The organism is Bacillus sp. OxB-1, assembly GCF_000829195.1.
Lineage (GTDB): Bacteria > Bacillota > Bacilli > Bacillales_A > Planococcaceae > Sporosarcina.
Window position 1 is genome coordinate 2,942,504 of the sequence record NZ_AP013294.1, and the last position, 17,497, is coordinate 2,960,000.

The following is a 17,497-nucleotide window of genomic DNA, read 5'->3' on the forward strand; positions in this document are numbered from 1 at the left end:
TCAGAATCTATACACTTTTTCAATAGCATCTTCGACCCGCTTCGGAGTCGGCAAGAAGTGGTCTTCAAGCGCTGAAAATGGAACCGGAACATCGAATCCTGTCACTTTTTCAATAGGCGCTTTCATGTACAAGAATGAAGTATTATTGATGATGGAAATTATGTCATTCCCTACGCCGCTCGTCTCATGCGCTTCATGGACAACGACGACACGGCCTGTTTTTTGAACGGACTCCGCGATGATGTCTTTGTCCAACGGGAACAAAGTACGCATATCGATGACGTCGCACTGGATTCCTTTCGCTGCCGCCTTATCAGCAGCCGCTTTCGCGACAGGAACCATAGCGCCCCAAGCGATGACTGTCACGTCGTCGCCTTCCGTCACCTTTTTCCCTTTACCGATTTCCACTTCGTAGATCCCTTCCGGAACATCTTCACGGAATGCACGGTAGAGGCGCATCGGCTCCATGAACAGAACCGGGTCTGGATCTTTGATCGCCGCAATGAGCAATCCTTTTGCGTCAGTCGGAGTGGACGGGCAAACAACTTTGATGCCTGGCATATGCGTGAAGAATGATTCTGGACTGTCGGAATGGATTTCAGGAGCACGCACCCCGGCGCCATATGGAGCACGGATGACCATAGGAACCGTATACTTGCTCAACGTCCGCATCCGCACACGAGTGACATGCGTTGCGATTTGTTCGAATGCCGGATAGATGAACCCGAGGAACTGGATTTCAGGGACCGGAATCATTCCATTGACCGCGAGACCAACGGAAGAACCGATAATTCCCGCTTCACTAAGCGGCGTATCGACGACGCGGTCCTCCCCGAATTGAGCTTGGAGGCCTTCCGTCGCACGGAAGACTCCCCCGTTTTTCCCAACATCTTCACCAAGCACGATCACTCTGTCATCTTCGGCTAGCATCGTCCCTAGTGCATCCGTCACCGCTTGAACGAGCGTCAATGAACGTGTCGCCTGTTTGTTCGTTTCTGCAGTCTCTCTTTCTACGACTTGATTCATTAATTCCCACCCCTTATCGACTCAAGATAGTTTTCCTTTTGCTCTTTGATCGGCCAAGGCATTTCTTCAAATACGTGATCGAACATATCTTCCACATTCGGTGCCGGGAAGCTTTCCATTGCGACAACAGCTTCTTCGACTTCCGATTCGATTTGTTTCTTTGTTTCTTCCACCCATTCGTCGTTCCAATAATCGTATTCCTTCATGAAGCGCTCCAGGCGCAGCAGCGGATCGACCTTATCACGTTCTGCATCGACCTTCTCCTGGTCGCGGTATTTTGTCGGGTCGTCAGCAGTCGTATGGGCTCCGAAGCGTTGTGTGACCGCCTCGATTAATGTCGGCCCGTCACCATTGCGTGCTCGATCGAACGCTTTTTTCGTCTCGAAGTACACAGCGAAGATGTCATTACCATCAATCCGGATTCCTGGCATCCCATATGCTACACTCTTCTGGGCAATCGTTTTCGAATTCATCTGCTTTTCGAATGGTACAGAAATGGCAAAGCCGTTATTTTGGTTGAAGAAAACAACAGGCAATTTGAATACGCTCGCAAAGTTCATGCCTTCATGGAAATCGCCCTCGGATGTCGCTCCATCTCCGAAATAAGCAATGGACGCATTTTTCGTTCCTCTTCGTTTTTCAGCCCATGCAGCACCTGCCGCATGCGGAAGCTGTGTCGCAATCGGAACAGCTGGCGGGAAGATGTTGCGGTCTGCGTGCACCGTTCCCTCTACACGGCCATTCCAATAGAGGAAGACACGCGGCATTTCCGCGCCGAATGTCAACAGGGCACCATGATCTCGGTACGTCGGGAAAACCCAGTCATCCTTCTCCAAGGAGAGGGCGCTGCCAACTTGTGCAGCTTCCTGTCCTTCAAAAAGGGCATACGTACCAAGACGGCCTTGACGTTGCAAACTCTTCGCCTTGCGGTCAAATGTCCGGATCCGCAGCATGTTATAATAGAATTCTTTCACTAGTTCAGGTGAAATCTCGTCTTTAATCGATGCATCCGAGAATTTCCCCTCTTGGTTTACATATTGTTTGATTGGATACAGATCCTCCATGAACAATTCACCTCATTATATTATTGATGTTGAAAATGCCATTTCGGCCGTTTTGCCTGGGAGAAAAAGCTGTTGCGGTTCTTCGCATCTGCAATTCGTTTTTCACACATGCGGTCTGCTGCCGTCGCTGTCGTGATCTGATCTTGCTCCGCTTGTGTAAACACTTCCAATAGAGAGTTGTAGATATTCTCAGTTTTAGCAAGTACGCGAGCCGGATTTGCTCCATACAATTCATCTGCTACTTGGATTAATCCACCGCCATTGACGATATAATCCGGTGCATACAGAATCCCTCTTTCACGCAGAACATCGCCGTGACGGCTTTCAGACAATTGGTTGTTCGCTGAACCGGAAATACCGCGCACTTTTAAAACGTCAATCGTATCGTCATTGATGATGCCGCCGAATGCACATGGGATGAAAATATCTGCATCTTGGCTGTAAATATCATCGCTTGCTACCACTTTCACGGAGCTTCCACCGAGTTTTTGAATATCTTCGAGCGCTTTTTCATTAATATCCGTCACAATGATATTTCCGCCCTCGTTCAGGATGTGCTCCGCCACTTTGTAGCCGACTTTTCCAAGTCCTTGGATTGTGAAAGTCTTCCCTTCCAGCTTGTCATCACCGAACAATGCTTTGCTCGTCGCTTTCACACCGTAGACGACACCCAATGCGGTTGGGATGGAAGAGTCTCCTCCGCCTCCAAACTCGACCGGTTTGCCAGCAATATAGTTCGTTTCTTTCATCGCCTGCACAAAATCGTCAAGCGTCGTACCCATATCGGTTCCTGTATAGAAACGGCCGTTCAAGGAGTCAATGAATTGACCGAATGCCCGGAATTTCTCAGGCGTTTTGTCTTTTAGCGGGTCACCGATGATGACCGATTTACCGCCGCCGAAATCCACGTCTGCCGCTGCACATTTGTATGTCATCCCTTTAGACAGGCGAAGGACGTCCTTTAACGCGTCATCCATCGTCTTATACGGCGCCATGCGGCATCCGCCGAGCGCAGGACCCATCGTCGTATCATGAATCGCGATGATTGCCTGTAGGCCTGTCGCCTTGTCGTTGCAGAACAGAACCTGTTCATGCTCCACCATTTTATCGAGAACGCTTGCATTTTCATTTTTCAAAGATTGTTCCAAAGTCACCATTTCAATTTCCTCCTTTATAATTTCCTTCCGAATTCCTTTTTTCGTTTCATCATATATTATTCGACCAGCGAAGGCCGTATGAAGTCGGGCTTAGCCCGCTATCACTTCAAGAAATTCAAAAAGCCCAATACATCCATGAATACGATTACAATTGCAATCGGTGCTACATAGCGAATCAATAAAAACCAAATTGTGAATAACTTAGCGCTAATGTTGGAACCAGATTTTAATTCATTGAATAATTTCTCTTTCGGTATTTTCAACGGAATGAAAATCGCGATCAACAATGCTCCGAGTGGCATCAACATATTACTAACCAAGAAATCGAACGCATCAAAAATGGATGTTCCAAAAATCGAAATGTCCGACAGCAAGCCAAATGACAAGGCGGAAGGAATACCTACGACGAAAATCGCCAACCCAATAAGCCAAGCATATTTTTTCCGCTTCGCTTCATCCCCTTTAGCGAGCACTGCAACAATAATTTCAAGCATCGAGAAAGCCGATGTGAGCGCAGCAAACAAGAAAAGGATCAGAAATGCCAAGAAAAACAGGACACCGAACGGAAGCTGCCCAAAAATTGTCGGCAAAACATTGAATAATAATGTAGGACCCGCGTCCGGCTCAAGTCCGAATGCGAAGACCGCAGGAAAGATGACCAATCCAGCCAGAACGGCTACGAGCAAGTTCATCAGAACGATGGAAACAGCGGATTGTGGCAAGCTTTCCTTCTTGGATAAATAGGAACTGTACGTCACCATTACTGAAACCCCGATACTGAGGGCGAAAAACGATTGTCCCAGTGCAAACAGAATCGTTTCAGAAGTGACATTGCCAAAATCAGGTTTCAAGAAAAAGCTGAGCCCTGCCGACGCACCATCCAACGTGAAAGAGCGAATTGCTAATATGATAAACAGGATAAAGAGAGCAGGCATCATATATTTACTTGCTTTTTCAATCCCGCTAGTCACCCCTTTTGCAATGACGAACGTCGTCATTGCCATGAACACCAATTGTGCACCGACGCTGATGAACGGATCCGAAACGACCTCACCGAACAAATTATTGTAATCGGATTGCGTCAACCCATTTAAACTTCCTGTCGCGGCTTTAACAATATAGATGAGCACCCACCCGCCTACGACACTGTAAAACGATAGAAGGATAAAGCACGTGACCATACCGAGCCTACCGATGAAATGCCATGAAGAACCCGGCGCGATTTCTTTATAAGATTCAATCGCATCTTTTTGTGTGCTGCGTCCGATAATAAATTCTCCTATTAACAAAGGTAATCCAAGCAACAGTGTGAAAAGTAAGAAAATCAGTAAAAATGCACCACCGCCGCTTGTTCCTGCCACATACGGGAACTTCCAGATCGCTCCCAAACCGATAGCGGAGCCTGCCGCCGCCAAGATAAAGCCTAACTTAGATGTCCATTGATCAGTTGTGTTCATTCGTCAAATCTCCATTTCCCAACTTCGCCATAAACGGGTAACATCCGTTTCAGCAAATACTGAAATCGCTTACATTTAATTCCAAATACATAACTGAAGTAACAAGGCATAACCAGTTTACAAGGTTACAACCATGATTTCAATTCATTTTACATATAGAATTTGCACAGCCCCTTCAAATTAACAATTAAATTTGCGTTTTCCCCTTTGAATTAATAATAGAATAGTATAGAATTAAAGGGAATATCAAAAAATATGCGTTTTCATGAGGAGACCATAATTTTGAACAAGATTCACATTTTTCCCCTTCAAATTGAAAGAGGTGTTGGAATTGGATGAATTAGACATCAAACTGTTGGAATTGTTACAGATGAACAGCCGCGTTACAATCAGTGAGTTATCCAAGCAATTGGTACTCAGTCGGCCGAGTGTTTCCGAACGGCTTCAGCGATTGCAGGAAAGAGGCATTATTGAAGAGTTCACTGCACGGGTCTCCTTACCTGCGGTAGGCTTGGACATCCTATTGTTCATTCAAGTGAGTGAACTGAAAAGGACACCGCATGAGCTCGAAGAGTTTATGGAAAATGAAAACGCTGTCATTGAATGCCACCGGGTCACAGGCACGACAAATTACGTTCTGAAGGCCGCAGTTTCCAACATGGCCAGCATGAGCCTGCTGATCGACCGGCTAATACCATTCGGGTCTTTGACGACTTCCATCGTCTTATCATCCCCCATCCCCTATCGGGTCATTCAGCCTGAAAAGGGGAATGCGGCAGCCGAAAAGGTGAAGTCCTAGAACAAGCAGAGCATAGCGCCGTCCAGATCGGCAACCTTTGAATATCAGCCGAAACTCAGGTATAATGGTGGGCAGGTCCTATCAGAGGAGTGAATCGAGTGAAAGTGTTGAAGATTTCCCCGAGAGGGTATTGTTACGGTGTAGTGGATGCCATGGTGATCGCGAGAAATGCGGCACTAGATAAGACACTGCCGAGACCCATCTATATTTTGGGAATGATTGTTCATAATAAACACGTGACAGATGCCTTCGAACAAGATGGCATCATTACATTGGACGGGGAGAACCGTTTGGAGATCCTTGAGCAAGTGGAAACCGGAACGGTCATTTATACAGCTCACGGTGTGTCCCCTGAAGTGCGCGAGTTGACAAAACGGAAAGGGCTTGTTGCGATCGACGCTACCTGCCCTGATGTGACCAGCACGCATGATCTGATTGAAGAGAAGACGGCGGAAGGATACGACATCATCTATATCGGGAAGAGATATCATCCCGAGCCAGAGGGGGCCATTGGAGTTGCCCCGCATGCCGTGCACCTCGTTGAATCGATAAAAGACATCGAACAGTTAACGATCGAAAATGACAAACTTCTTGTCACAAACCAGACTACGATGAGCCAGTGGGACGTTGCTCACCTCATGGAAGCATTGCAGGAGAAATATCCGCATATCGAAGCGCATAAGGAAATTTGCCTTGCGACCCAAGTACGCCAGGAAGCGGTGGCGGAGCAAGCCGGCGAGGCAGATCTCCTGCTGGTAGTCGGAGACCCGAAAAGCAATAACTCCAATCGTTTGACACAAGTGTCCGTCGAAATCGCCAATACCCCTTCCTACCGCATATCGGATGCTTCTGAAATCGATATCAGCTGGCTGGAAGGTGTAGAGACGGTCGCCGTCACGGCAGGTGCCTCCACCCCGACATTGATTGTTCGCGAAGTGATCGGTTTCCTGGAAGCGTTCGACCCGGAAGATCCGGCCACTCATGTACCTGAACGGAAATTCCAATTGGAAAGGATCCTTCCGAAGATCAAAAATCCGACCCCTGTCAAACGCATCGAACCTTACGCAACGTCATAATATAGCTGAAAAACCGGCATCCTTTGAAGGAGTGCCGGTTTTTCATTGATTGCGGAAAGGCTTTGATTTAAATGAATCGGAACGGCTCCGTACTAATTCGGGATTGGAGGAATTCCACTGCATAACCTGCTTGTTCGCAGGCAGTCCGCATATATTCCGCGACGCCTTCGATCATCACATTCTCGACATTATGCCCCGGGTCCACCACTGCCAAGCCCATCGACTCTGCATCATGGGCCACGTGGTAATACAGATCGCCGGTCACAAGGACATCGGCCCCTTTCCGCTTGGCCGCGTAGATGTATTTGTTTCCATCCCCGCCGAGCACCGCAACCTTTTCAATCTTTTTATCCGGCTCACCGACGAAACGGACCATCGGCACTTGCAGAGAAGCTTTAACATGCTGGGTAAAGCGCTCCAAAGTCATCGGTTGCTGTAATTTTCCGACCCGGCCCAAGCCATATTCATTCGTTCGCTGATCGAGCACGAAAAAGTCATACGCCGGCTCTTCATATGGATGGGCTGCCAGCATCGCCTTCATTACTTTCGTTCGTAACGGTCCAGGCATAACGACCTCGATGCGCTGTTCTTCCACTTCTTCACCCTTGCCAACTTCCCCGATGAAAGGATCTGCCCCTTCCGCCGGAGTGAATCGCCCGATTCCCGTCGAAGTGAAACTGCATCCGGTATAATCTCCGATTGCTCCAGCCCCCGCCTGTGTCAAAGCTTCCCGAAGCTTGTCCGCATGGCTATCCGGACAAAATACGGCTAGTTTATAAAGCGGATCGGAAATCGTCGGCTCCATCACTTCCGTGCCAATCAAGCCCAGCTTCGAGGCGAGCATATCATTCACCCCGCCTGGAGCGACATCCAAATTCGTATGGGCTGCATAGACCGAAACGTCATGTTTAATGCACTTTTCTATCATCCGGCCTTGAGCAGTATCCGTCCAAATCGTTTTAACAGGTCGGAAAAGCGGCGGATGATGCGCAATGATCAAATTTGCACCTCGTTCGATCGCTTCATCCACCACTTGTTCATTCACATCCAAGGTGACCAAAACTTTTTGGACGGGCCGGTTCAGCTGGCCGATATGCAGCCCGACCGGATCGCCTTCCATCGCAAACCGTTTAGGCGACCATGTTTCAAACAGCATAATAATCTCATGTCCATTCACATGTTTCATGTCGACAACACCTTTCCGATCAGTTCAATCTGTCTTCTCAATTGAGCTTTTTTGGATTGGATCGACTCCGTCTCTTCTGCGGCTTCCAGAGATTGGAGCACACGGGTCCACTCTTGGACTTCACGGGTCCATTTCTCGATGAAAGCTTCCGGCTTCTTTTCCAGCAGAAAAGGACCAACCAATAATTCCGTTTCATCGTAGGAGGCGTCCCCTCTTTCCAGAACAAGGACTTCGTAAATCTTCCCGTCCTCTTTCAAGATCGCTTCGTCTACAATGAACCAACCATTGGCAACCGCCCACTCCCGGATCACTTTCGCATTGATGTTCGGCTGGGCGACGATTCGGCGGACTGTCGAAAGTGCTTTCGCCCCTTTTTCCAATATGGAAACGATGAGTGGCCCACCCATGCCGGCTATGGTGATGACGTCGACTCCATCCTCTTCACGGACAGCGGACAGCCCGTCCGCCATCCGGACCGTGATCGCCTCGGCCAATCCCTCCCGCTGAACGTTCCGGACAGCAGATTCATAAGGGCCCTTTACCACTTCCCCTGCAATCGCCTTCTTCACTTTACCCGACTTGACCAAAAAACAAGGCAGATACGCATGATCGCTGCCTATATCGGCAATAACCGTCCCTCTCGGCACAAAAGAGGCGACAGAAGCCAGTCGATCCGACAATTGTTCCGTATTCAATAAACCTCCACCTTTCACAGTCCTGATTGTACGTTACCATTGCTGAAAAAACAAAAGAGAAAAGCACTTCATCCGAATCATGCCTTCCATCCGAATAATAGAAAAAACCGTCAGGAAGCAGAGATTTTCTGCATTCTGACAGCTTTTTCATTCGCATTATTGAAGTGATAAGATATAGTCTGCCATTACTTCAGCATCCGCACCGGGTACCAGGTTTGGAGGCATAGCGCCCACCCCGTTATGAAGGACATCTACGATTTCCTCTTTCGGTACATCCAAACCGACTAGGGAAGGTGCAGCACCACCCATACCACCTGTCAAGTCACCGCCATGACAGCCGATACATTTTTGCTGCGCGACAGCTTCTGCGTCAAAGTCTTCAGTGCTTGCCACTTCTTCCGTTCCTTCGCCTTCTTCGCCCTGTTTCGCGATTTCCTCTTTTTGGTCAAGTCCGTAAAGTGACATGAAGAAAATAAGACCGAGTCCAAGCGCAAAAATCAGAAAATAAGGGACTACTGGATTTTTACTCATCGAATTACCCTCCTTCAACAGGATCTATTTCTGTACTGGATACAGTTCACAACTATCATTGTACTGTATCCGACAAAAAACTGAAAGAGTAATCGATCATCTTTTCACCCTTTGTGACAAATTCGACAAAACTTTTTCAAGAAATCGTTGAGTTGCGAAAATCATTCCCGGATTCTAAAAGAAGCCATCCAGGCGACAGCAGATCGCCTGGATGACTTGTTGCTCTTTATCGTAAAACGCCAGCGCTAGTTCGAGTTTCATTAATCAATCTGGAAATGACCATTCGTTGGACTTCGGATGTCCCTTCGCCGATTTCCAACAGTTTCGCATCGCGCATATAACGCTCGACTTCATATTCTTTCATATAGCCATATCCGCCGTGAATCTGAATCGCTTCGTCCGCCACTTCCATTGCGATTTCCGAGGCATACAATTTACACATCGCGGCCTCTTTTGAGAATGGACGGCCTTGATCTTTCAACCAGGAAGCTTTGTATACCATATTCCGTGCCAATTCGATCTTTAACGCCATATCGGCCAATTTGAATTGAGTCACTTGAAATTCGGATAGCGCTTTACCAAATTGCTTCCGTTCATTCGCATAGTTTTTCGCCTTATCAAAAGCAGCTTGTGCGATTCCGACAGCCATCGCGCCGATTCCGATCCGTCCCCCGTCCAGAGTGACAAGGAATTGCTGGAATCCTTTTCCGCGTTCCCCTAGCAGGTTTTCTTGCGGCACTCTTACATTTTCAAGGAATAATTCTGTTGTATTGGAAGCGTTTAAGCCCATTTTTTCATAGTTATCCAGCACTGTGAAACCTTCCGCATCCGTCGGAACGATGATAGCGCTGATTTCTTTCTTATTGCCTTCCATGCCTGTAATGGCAGTCAAAGCCAGATGTTTTGCGTAGCTCGCATTTGTAATGAATGCCTTCGAACCGTTGATGACAAAATCCTTTCCATCTGCCTTGGCGGTCGTCTGCGTCCCCCCCGCATCCGATCCCGCATTCGGTTCAGTCAATCCGAATGCTCCGAAAGATTCACCTGTACAAATCGGTGTCAAATACTTCTGCTTTTGTTCGTGTGTCCCGAAAAGATTCAAAGGAGCACCGCCCAACGAGATATGGGCTGAATAGGTGATTCCTGTAGAAGCACACGCCCGGCTCAGTTCCTCCGTGACAATGGCAAAACTGATCGTGTCCGCTCCTGCTCCCCCATATTCCTCAGGAAACGGCAATCCCATGATCCCCATGTCAGCCAACTGTTTGAAAATTTCCACAGGAAACTCTTTCGTACGGTCTCGTTCAATCGCCCCAGGCGCAACGACCTCATCCGCAAATTCGCGGATCGTGTTCTTGATCATTTGTTGTTCTTGTGTCAAATCGAAATTCATTTCTTCATCCCCTTTGTGAACATTGTAACGCTTACATTTTTATTATACCTAATTTGTTACGACTTTCACAGAGTTATTTGAAAGATTGTGAGTTTTTTAATAGTTAGCGAGGAGAAACCCTATGATTAGCAGCAATCCAACACTTCCCGAGATTGTGAAATATAATAGTTTCAGCAGTTTCCCCGCGTATAGCCAAAGCACACAATTCAACATAAGCAGACCGATCAGAAGCATCGTCTGCCCTTCAAAGAAGAGCAACCATAATTTCAGTGACATCATTAGTAAAAGAAACGAGGATATTATGTATAAGAACGGCGCCAACTTCGAAACCCGAAAAGTCGATAATAGAAAAAGCAATGTGACACCCGCTGCCGATGATAGAGTCGCGAGTGGGTATCGGGCAAAGATAAACATGCTGCTACCCGCTAGCAATCCTATCACTAGGATGAGAACAAGCTTCCTGGTAAAACTCTTCTTCTCCTTCACTAAGACAGCATCGGTAACCATTTCCTCCTGGACTTCTTCTCCTTGGGCATATAATGTGATTAAAAAATCGCAATAATGTTCGGGCAATAATTTATTTTGCTTCCAATATCTGATTTCCGAAATGATGATTTTTTTCCGTTGCACACTCATAGTACATCCCCCCTTATTCAAAAACAAAAGCACCGGCGGCCGAAGCTTGGCCGGAAACGGATCTGGCTTGGGACTTGAAATTTGCTAAGCAACAATAAAGTGCATCGGCACACGGATGCCGATGCACTTCAATTTCATTCCAGGAAATCTTTCAAGCGTTTGCTCCGGGAAGGATGTCGTAGCTTGCGCAGTGCTTTCGCTTCTATTTGCCGAATCCGTTCGCGTGTGACGCCGAACACCTTGCCCACTTCCTCGAGCGTCCGGGTTCTGCCATCATCGAGGCCGAAGCGGAGGCGCAATACATTTTCCTCCCGGTCAGTCAGCGTATCGAGGACATCCTCCAATTGCTCTTTCAGCAACTCATACGCAGCATGGTCGGAAGGTGATTGCGCTTCGGAGTCTTCGATGAAATCACCAAGATGGGAATCGTCTTCCTCCCCAATTGGCGTTTCAAGGGAAACCGGTTCTTGGGCAATCTTCAAAATCTCACGGACTTTTTCAGCTGTAAGATCCATTTCCTCCCCGATTTCCTCAGGTGTCGGTTCGCGCCCTAGATCTTGGAGCAATTGCCGTTGGACACGGATCAATTTATTGATCGTCTCCACCATATGGACCGGAATACGGATTGTCCGCGCCTGATCCGCGATTGCTCGCGTGATGGCCTGGCGGATCCACCACGTCGCATACGTACTGAATTTAAAACCTTTCGTATGGTCGAACTTCTCAACCGCTTTGATGAGGCCCATATTCCCTTCCTGAATCAGGTCCAGGAAAAGCATCCCGCGGCCTACATACCGTTTCGCGATACTGACGACGAGACGCAGATTCGCTTCAGCGAGGCGTTTTTTCGCCTCTTCGTCCCCTTCTTTGATCCGGATGGCCAATTCCACTTCTTCCGCTCCAGTCAAAAGATTGACGCGGCCGATTTCTTTCAAGTACATACGGACGGGATCGTTGATTTTGACTCCCGGCGGAACGCTAAGATCATTCAAGTCGAATTGTGTGTCTTCGGAACCGGCTTTCCCGTCCCCCTCAACGGCATTCTCGTCTTCTTTGCCATCTAATTCGATTCCTTGCGCCTCGATTTGATCCAGGAATTCCTCGAACTGTTCCGGTTCCATTTCGAAGGCGGATAATTTTTCAGTTACCTCATCAAGTGTCAGCTCACCGGATTTCTTCCCGGTTTCCAACAACTGGGCTTTCACTTCTTCGATTGTCATTTCAGTTTCCATTTCGCCGGATTGTTCTTTATTTTTCATTACTACCCGTCCTCCTTAGTCCACCGGAATCCGGCCATGTGCCGATAATGATTTCCGGAGCTGAATGATTTCCCTGGCCAACTCTAATGCCCGGCCATGATCCTTTAATTTTTCAGCTGTTTTAGATTCATTTAATTTATCTTCAATCGAGAGCTTTATACGCTGTTGGACCAAATGCTGTATACAGTCCTCGATTTCTTCTTCTTTATAATCCGGATCCCTTTCCACCATCGCCGCTTCCAAGACGACCTTCCGCAAGTCGCGGTCTTCCAATGATTCAGAGAATCTGTGGAAATCAGGGTTTCCGTGTTGCTCATAAAAGCCGGCCAACCGAATGAAAATCGCTTGATAGGCATCTTGGATGAACAGCTCGGGAAATTCATCCCGAACCCGGTCGAATAAGGCTCCGTCACTCAGAAGATGACAAAGCAATAAGCGTTCCGCCCGATCAGTTGCCGTCAGGTTTTTTTCATTTTCCAACTTTGGCGGAGGCCCGAACTCCTGATCTTTTTTAGCTGCACTAGCCTGCCTTCCGTTCAGCTTTGTGAACTGCTGGCCGAGAGCCTCCATGGAAACACCGGTTTCCGTCGACAGCTGCCTCATATAGAGATCCCGTTCCACAGGCGATGGCCTATTCACAAGCTCGCTCAGAACTTCGTGTATATATTGAAGCATGTCATTCTCAAAGGTGAGATTTTTCGACCTTTTGGCGAAGGCCATAATAAAAGACATATACGATTGCGGATTGCCGATCACCTTTTCAATGAATGCTTGCCCGCCATGCTGTGAAATATAATCATCCGGATCAAAATCTGTCGGAAGCAATGCAATTTCGACATTCATCCCTTTTGCCTGCAAACTATCGGCAAACCGTTTCGCTGCGATCCAGCCCGCATCGTCCCCATCACAGCAGACAAGGACATCTTTTGCTATCCTTTTCAACTTGACGATATGGGCATCGGATAATGCTGTCCCCATGACAGCCACGCTGTTGGAAACGCCGATCCGTTCAGCGGATAAAGTATCCATAAATCCTTCAAATACTATTACTTTACCCGATTTCCGAACATTAAGACGTGCATTGTGAAAATTGTACAATAATCTGCTCTTTTCGAAGATGGGAGTTTCGGGGCTATTGAGGTATTTCGCGACCTGTTTATCTGGTGTAAGTGTCCTTCCCGAAAAAGCGACAACATTTCCATTATCGTCACGAAGCGGGAACATGATACGTCCTCTGAACCTGTCAAAATAGCCTGTCCCATCGTCTTTCATAATACACAGCCCGGCACGTTCCATTTCTTTCATGTCGAAGCCTTTTCGTTTTAGCAGTTCAGACAACGCTTCAGCATTATCCAATGCCCAGCCGATACCGTATTTTTCAATGTCCTCCCTTGAAAAACCTCTTTTTTCGAGATATTCAAGTGCAACTTCCCCTTCTACCGTATTCAACAAGAGATGACTATAGAAGGAAGCGGCCAACGAATGGGCTTCCATCATCTGCCGTTGTTCATCCGATTGTCTGGTGGATGGGTTCCTGTCGGTTACACCAGGCCCCGAGTCAATCTCCACGCCAGTCCGTTCCGCCAACTTCAACACCGCTTCGGTGAATGGGCTATTTTCCATGTCCATTACGAATGTGATGGCATTTCCACTTGCTCCACAACCGAAACAGTGGAACAGCTGCTTCTCTTCTGAAACGGAAAATGACGGCGTGCTCTCTCCATGGAATGGACATAGACCAAACCAGTTCTTCCCTCTTTTGGTCAGTTGGACATATTCACCGATCAAATCCACGATATCGGTCTTTGTCCGGACCATCTCAATCGTTTCTTCCGGGATTCTAGTCATACTATCATCCTTTTCCATTCTACCTACTTGAATTCTGTATCTCTTTCAAAAATCCTTTGTTTTCGACAAAATTTTTTCATTTCCACTCCGAAACTCTTATTTTACACTATTTCAATCAAAAAAACCTACTTATCGCTCTATTATATTTTGAATTTCTCCGTAAAAGAAGAACCTACCCCATCTGGGCGGTCCTTCTATTTTCATCTTATCCTTGCTTGGCAATTTCGCTTAAAATGACATTGGCCGTTTCTTCCACAGCCCGGTTCGTCACATCGATTACTTTGCAGCCGAGCTTCGCAACAACATCCCGGAAGTACCGGATTTCTTGTTCAATCCGCTCCAGCTGAGCATAATTTGCATCATCTTTCAATCCGAGGGCAATCAACCTTTCCCTCCGGATGGAATTCAATTTTTCAGGCGTTGTCACAAGTCCGAAACATTTTTCGGGGCTGATTTCGAATAGCTCCGCCGGCGGCTCCACTTCGGGCACCAACGGGACATTCGCCACTTTGAACCGTTTATGCGCCAAATATTGCGAAAGGGGCGTCTTGGATGTCCTGGAAACTCCGACCAGTACAATGTCCGCTTGCAGAATCCCCCGAGGATCCCGACCGTCGTCATATTTCACAGCGAACTCAATTGCTTCGATTTTCCTGAAATAGTCTTCATCCAATTGGCGGACAAGGCCCGGCTCTTCCAACGGCTGCTCACCAAGCTCCTCGCCGATGCGATCGACGACGGGACCGAGCAAGTCGATGCAACAGATACCGAATGTTTCACATTCTTTTTTCAATATTTTACGCATTTTGCTTTTCACTAAAGTATAGATGATGATCGCTTTCTGCTCTCTTGCCAAATAAACGATCTCTGCCAGCTGCGTTTCATCCTCCACGTGGGAGAAACGCTTCATGGAGACTGCTTCCAACCCTTGGCTGAACTGGCTCGCCGCCGCCTTCGCCACTAGATCGGCAGTTTCCCCGACCGAATCGGAAATGATAAATAATGTTAGCTTTCTCATAGTATCCACCTCATAATTCGTGGTCCTCCGCAAGAGATAGGAAGGCTGCAGTAATGTTTGTTTTCGTAATCCTGCCGATGACTTCGAGCCCCCCCTCTTTCTCTATCACGACCGGAAGGGAATCAATCTGCTGATCTATCATCTTTTGTGCAGCAAATAGAAGCGTATCTTGCTTTTTACAGTATGTAATATTAGGCATCCTCGTCATGATGACATGGACGGGAATTTTTTCGAGTTCGTTATTGCCTAAGCTAGTACGCAATAAATCCTTTCTGGAGAGGACCCCCGACAGTTTGGATGATTTATCAATTACGAACAATGTCCCGACGTCCTCTAGGAACATTTGGCATATGGCGTCATAGACGGAGACTGTATCTGCAACGACGACGGGAATCGATTGGAAGTCGCCAACCTTCATGCCGATCATGCTATCCGCCACCGATTGGACAGTTTTCTTTCCGGAATAGAAATAGCCGACCCGGGGCCTTGCGTCCAAATAACCCGCCATCGTCAAAATTGCCAAATCAGGACGGATCGTGGCTCTCACCAAGTTCAACCGTTCCGCAATTTGCTCGCCGGTGATCGGGCCATCCACCTTGACGATTTCCAGTATTTCCGTCTGGCGTTTATTCAGTTCCATTGCAATCACCGTCCTAACCGATCTATTCTTCCCTCGATTATTATATACGATGTGTACGACTATTGCTAAGAAATGATAACCATGCTACACTGAAAAAGAATTCAATAGGCGCAGAAGGGTATATAAGTAATGTCACCAGCAGCGAACGGGGAGAGTGAAAGCCCGTAAAGACATGAAAAGGCAGCCTGGAGCCAAGCAATGTTTAAAGTGGGCTGGTTTTCCAGCCAATCGGGGTGGAACCGCGGGTCATCATGCACTCGTCCCCGGACGTAATTGTCCGGGGATGGGTGCTTATTTTAATTGGAGGGATTTTACATGATGTCAATGGAACAAGTAGTCAATCTAGCGAAGCAAAGGGGATTTGTCTTCCCGGGATCGGAAATCTACGGCGGACTGGCCAATACATGGGATTATGGTCCGCTCGGCGTTGAATTGAAAAATAATATCAAACGCGCTTGGTGGAAAAAGTTCATCCAGGAATCCCCGTATAATGTCGGACTTGATGCGGCCATCCTTATGAATTCCAAAGTTTGGGAAGCATCCGGCCACGTCGGCAATTTCAACGACCCGATGATCGATTGCAAAAAATGTAAAACACGCCACCGGGCAGATAAGTTGATTGAGAATGCCTTGGATTCGAAAGGGTTGGAAGTCGTTGTCGACGGTCTGCCGTTCGAAAAGATGGAAGAATTGATCAAGGAACATGACGTCGTCTGCCCAAGCTGCGGTGCCATGGATTACACGGAAATCCGCCAGTTCAATCTGATGTTCAAAACTTCGCAAGGAGTGACGGACTCTTCCGCGAACCAAATCTTCCTGCGCCCAGAAACGGCACAAGGGATTTTCGTCAATTTTAAAAATGTCCAACGGTCGATGAGAAAGAAATTGCCGTTCGGGATTGCCCAGATCGGGAAAAGCTTCCGAAATGAAATCACGCCAGGTAACTTCACATTCCGTACACGTGAATTTGAACAAATGGAATTGGAATTCTTCTGCAAGCCGGGCGAAGATATGCAGTGGTACGAATACTGGCGCGACTATTCCAAACAGTTCCTGTTGAATCTTGGCATGCGCGAAGATAATATGCGCCTGCGTGAGCATAACGAAGATGAGCTCTCCCATTATTCAAAAGGAACTGTAGATATCGAATACAAATTCCCATTCGGCTGGGGCGAACTATGGGGCATCGCCAATCGGACGGATTTCGACTTGAATCGCCATATGGAATACTCGGGCGAAGATTTCAACTATCAAGATCCGGTCACGAACGAAAAATTTGTCCCGTATTGTATCGAACCATCCCTTGGGGCGGACCGCGTCACATTGGCATTCCTTTGCGATGCGTATGACGAGGAAGAACTGGAAGGCGACGATAAGCGTACCGTGCTCCGTTTCCACCCTGCCCTGGCACCGGTCAAAGCGGCAGTCCTGCCATTGTCCAAGAAGCTTGCAGAGAGTGCTGAGTCAGTATATGCTGAACTATCCAAGCACTTCACTGTCCAGTATGACGATTCCCAATCCATCGGTAGAAGATATCGCCGACAAGATGAAATCGGGACTCCTTTCTGTATCACGTATGACTTTGATTCGGAAGAGGATCGCCAAGTGACCGTGCGTCATCGCGACTCTATGGAACAAGTCCGGATGCCGATTGAAGAAGTGCAGGCTTACATCGAAAAGCATATACAATTTTAATAAAAAGAACCGGAGGA

General features: G+C 47.5%; 16 protein-coding genes. 3 read left to right on the plus strand and 13 right to left on the minus strand.

The window, feature by feature from the left end; all coding sequences use genetic code 11:
- The 4 genes from OXB_RS14610 to OXB_RS14625 form a co-directional block, all read right to left on the minus strand.
- The gene (locus OXB_RS14610; protein ID WP_041075198.1) at positions 1–1,026 is read right to left on the minus strand and encodes an alpha-ketoacid dehydrogenase subunit beta; all 1,026 of its coding nucleotides are present in this window, start codon (positions 1,024–1,026) and stop codon (positions 1–3) included.
- Positions 1,026–2,090, minus strand: a complete 1,065-nt coding sequence (gene pdhA / locus OXB_RS14615; protein WP_041075199.1) for a pyruvate dehydrogenase (acetyl-transferring) E1 component subunit alpha — start codon at positions 2,088–2,090, stop codon at positions 1,026–1,028. Before pdhA ends, OXB_RS14610 begins: the two co-directional genes overlap by 1 nt.
- 20 nt (positions 2,091–2,110) lie before the next feature.
- Entirely contained in the window at positions 2,111–3,247 is a 1,137-nt protein-coding gene (locus tag OXB_RS14620; RefSeq protein WP_052484069.1) for a Glu/Leu/Phe/Val dehydrogenase dimerization domain-containing protein, read from the minus strand.
- A 101-nt stretch (positions 3,248–3,348) separates the two neighbouring features.
- Positions 3,349–4,704 (minus strand): sodium-dependent transporter, encoded by a 1,356-nt coding sequence (locus OXB_RS14625; protein ID WP_041075200.1) that lies wholly within the window; start codon positions 4,702–4,704, stop codon positions 3,349–3,351.
- 313 nt (positions 4,705–5,017) lie between these two features.
- Between OXB_RS14625 and OXB_RS14630 the strand changes: the two genes are divergently transcribed.
- Both OXB_RS14630 and OXB_RS14635 read left to right on the plus strand, forming a co-directional pair.
- Positions 5,018–5,503 (plus strand): Lrp/AsnC family transcriptional regulator, encoded by a 486-nt coding sequence (locus OXB_RS14630; protein WP_269447809.1) that lies wholly within the window; start codon positions 5,018–5,020, stop codon positions 5,501–5,503.
- A 98-nt stretch (positions 5,504–5,601) separates the two neighbouring features.
- The gene (locus OXB_RS14635) at positions 5,602–6,579 is read left to right on the plus strand and encodes a 4-hydroxy-3-methylbut-2-enyl diphosphate reductase (protein ID WP_041075202.1); all 978 of its coding nucleotides are present in this window, start codon (positions 5,602–5,604) and stop codon (positions 6,577–6,579) included.
- Between the two features lie 67 nt (positions 6,580–6,646).
- Here OXB_RS14635 and OXB_RS14640 read toward each other — a convergent pair whose 3' ends face one another.
- From OXB_RS14640 to OXB_RS14680, 9 genes are all read right to left on the minus strand, one after another.
- Positions 6,647–7,765 carry a Nif3-like dinuclear metal center hexameric protein gene (locus tag OXB_RS14640; protein WP_041075203.1) on the minus strand — a complete coding sequence of 373 codons (1,119 nt, stop codon included), beginning with the start codon at positions 7,763–7,765 and terminating at the stop codon, positions 6,647–6,649.
- A complete protein-coding gene (locus OXB_RS14645; RefSeq protein WP_041075204.1) occupies positions 7,762–8,460 on the minus strand; it encodes a tRNA (adenine(22)-N(1))-methyltransferase in 699 nt (232 codons plus the stop codon). The genes OXB_RS14640 and OXB_RS14645 overlap by 4 nt, the downstream gene beginning before the upstream one ends.
- 156 nt (positions 8,461–8,616) lie before the next feature.
- Positions 8,617–8,991 (minus strand): cytochrome c550, encoded by a 375-nt coding sequence (gene cccA, locus OXB_RS14650; protein WP_041075205.1) that lies wholly within the window; start codon positions 8,989–8,991, stop codon positions 8,617–8,619.
- Between the two features lie 226 nt (positions 8,992–9,217).
- A complete protein-coding gene (locus OXB_RS14655; RefSeq protein WP_052484070.1) occupies positions 9,218–10,384 on the minus strand; it encodes an acyl-CoA dehydrogenase family protein in 1,167 nt (388 codons plus the stop codon).
- Positions 10,385–10,480: 96 nt separating this feature from the next.
- On the minus strand, positions 10,481–11,020 hold the full coding sequence (locus OXB_RS14660; protein WP_041075206.1) for a hypothetical protein: 540 nt from the start codon (positions 11,018–11,020) through the stop codon (positions 10,481–10,483).
- 134 nt (positions 11,021–11,154) lie between these two features.
- Complete coding sequence (gene rpoD, locus OXB_RS14665; RefSeq protein WP_041075207.1) at positions 11,155–12,279, minus strand: RNA polymerase sigma factor RpoD; 1,125 nt, start codon at positions 12,277–12,279, stop codon at positions 11,155–11,157.
- A gap of 15 nt (positions 12,280–12,294) precedes the next feature.
- Positions 12,295–14,127, minus strand: coding sequence for a DNA primase (dnaG, locus tag OXB_RS14670; RefSeq protein WP_041075208.1), 1,833 nt, complete (start codon positions 14,125–14,127; stop codon positions 12,295–12,297).
- A gap of 205 nt (positions 14,128–14,332) precedes the next feature.
- On the minus strand, positions 14,333–15,145 hold the full coding sequence (locus tag OXB_RS14675; RefSeq protein ID WP_041075209.1) for a pyruvate, water dikinase regulatory protein: 813 nt from the start codon (positions 15,143–15,145) through the stop codon (positions 14,333–14,335).
- Between the two features lie 10 nt (positions 15,146–15,155).
- Complete coding sequence (locus OXB_RS14680) at positions 15,156–15,785, minus strand: helix-turn-helix transcriptional regulator (RefSeq protein WP_041075210.1); 630 nt, start codon at positions 15,783–15,785, stop codon at positions 15,156–15,158.
- 315 nt (positions 15,786–16,100) lie between these two features.
- Here OXB_RS14680 and OXB_RS14685 point away from each other — a divergent pair, with 315 nt between their 5' ends.
- Positions 16,101–17,480, plus strand: a complete 1,380-nt coding sequence (locus tag OXB_RS14685) for a glycine--tRNA ligase (RefSeq protein ID WP_041075211.1) — start codon at positions 16,101–16,103, stop codon at positions 17,478–17,480.
- Positions 17,481–17,497: the final 17 nt, after the last annotated feature.

Bases quoted from the DNA above. Each gene is read 5' to 3' on its own strand.
- OXB_RS14610 (WP_041075198.1), bottom strand. From the start codon at position 1,026: ATGAATCAAGTCGTAGAAAGAGAGACTGCAGAAACGAACAAACAGGCG.
- pdhA (WP_041075199.1), bottom strand. From the start codon at position 2,090: ATGGAGGATCTGTATCCAATCAAACAATATGTAAACCAAGAGGGGAAA.
- OXB_RS14620 (WP_052484069.1), bottom strand. From the start codon at position 3,247: ATGGTGACTTTGGAACAATCTTTGAAAAATGAAAATGCAAGCGTTCTC.
- OXB_RS14625 (WP_041075200.1), bottom strand. From the start codon at position 4,704: ATGAACACAACTGATCAATGGACATCTAAGTTAGGCTTTATCTTGGCG.
- OXB_RS14640 (WP_041075203.1), bottom strand. From the start codon at position 7,765: ATGAAACATGTGAATGGACATGAGATTATTATGCTGTTTGAAACATGG.
- cccA (WP_041075205.1), bottom strand. From the start codon at position 8,991: ATGAGTAAAAATCCAGTAGTCCCTTATTTTCTGATTTTTGCGCTTGGA.
- OXB_RS14655 (WP_052484070.1), bottom strand. From the start codon at position 10,384: ATGAATTTCGATTTGACACAAGAACAACAAATGATCAAGAACACGATC.
- OXB_RS14660 (WP_041075206.1), bottom strand. From the start codon at position 11,020: ATGAGTGTGCAACGGAAAAAAATCATCATTTCGGAAATCAGATATTGG.
- rpoD (WP_041075207.1), bottom strand. From the start codon at position 12,279: ATGAAAAATAAAGAACAATCCGGCGAAATGGAAACTGAAATGACAATC.
- dnaG (WP_041075208.1), bottom strand. From the start codon at position 14,127: ATGACTAGAATCCCGGAAGAAACGATTGAGATGGTCCGGACAAAGACC.
- OXB_RS14675 (WP_041075209.1), bottom strand. From the start codon at position 15,145: ATGAGAAAGCTAACATTATTTATCATTTCCGATTCGGTCGGGGAAACT.
- OXB_RS14680 (WP_041075210.1), bottom strand. From the start codon at position 15,785: ATGGAACTGAATAAACGCCAGACGGAAATACTGGAAATCGTCAAGGTG.
- OXB_RS14685 (WP_041075211.1), top strand. From the start codon at position 16,101: ATGATGTCAATGGAACAAGTAGTCAATCTAGCGAAGCAAAGGGGATTT.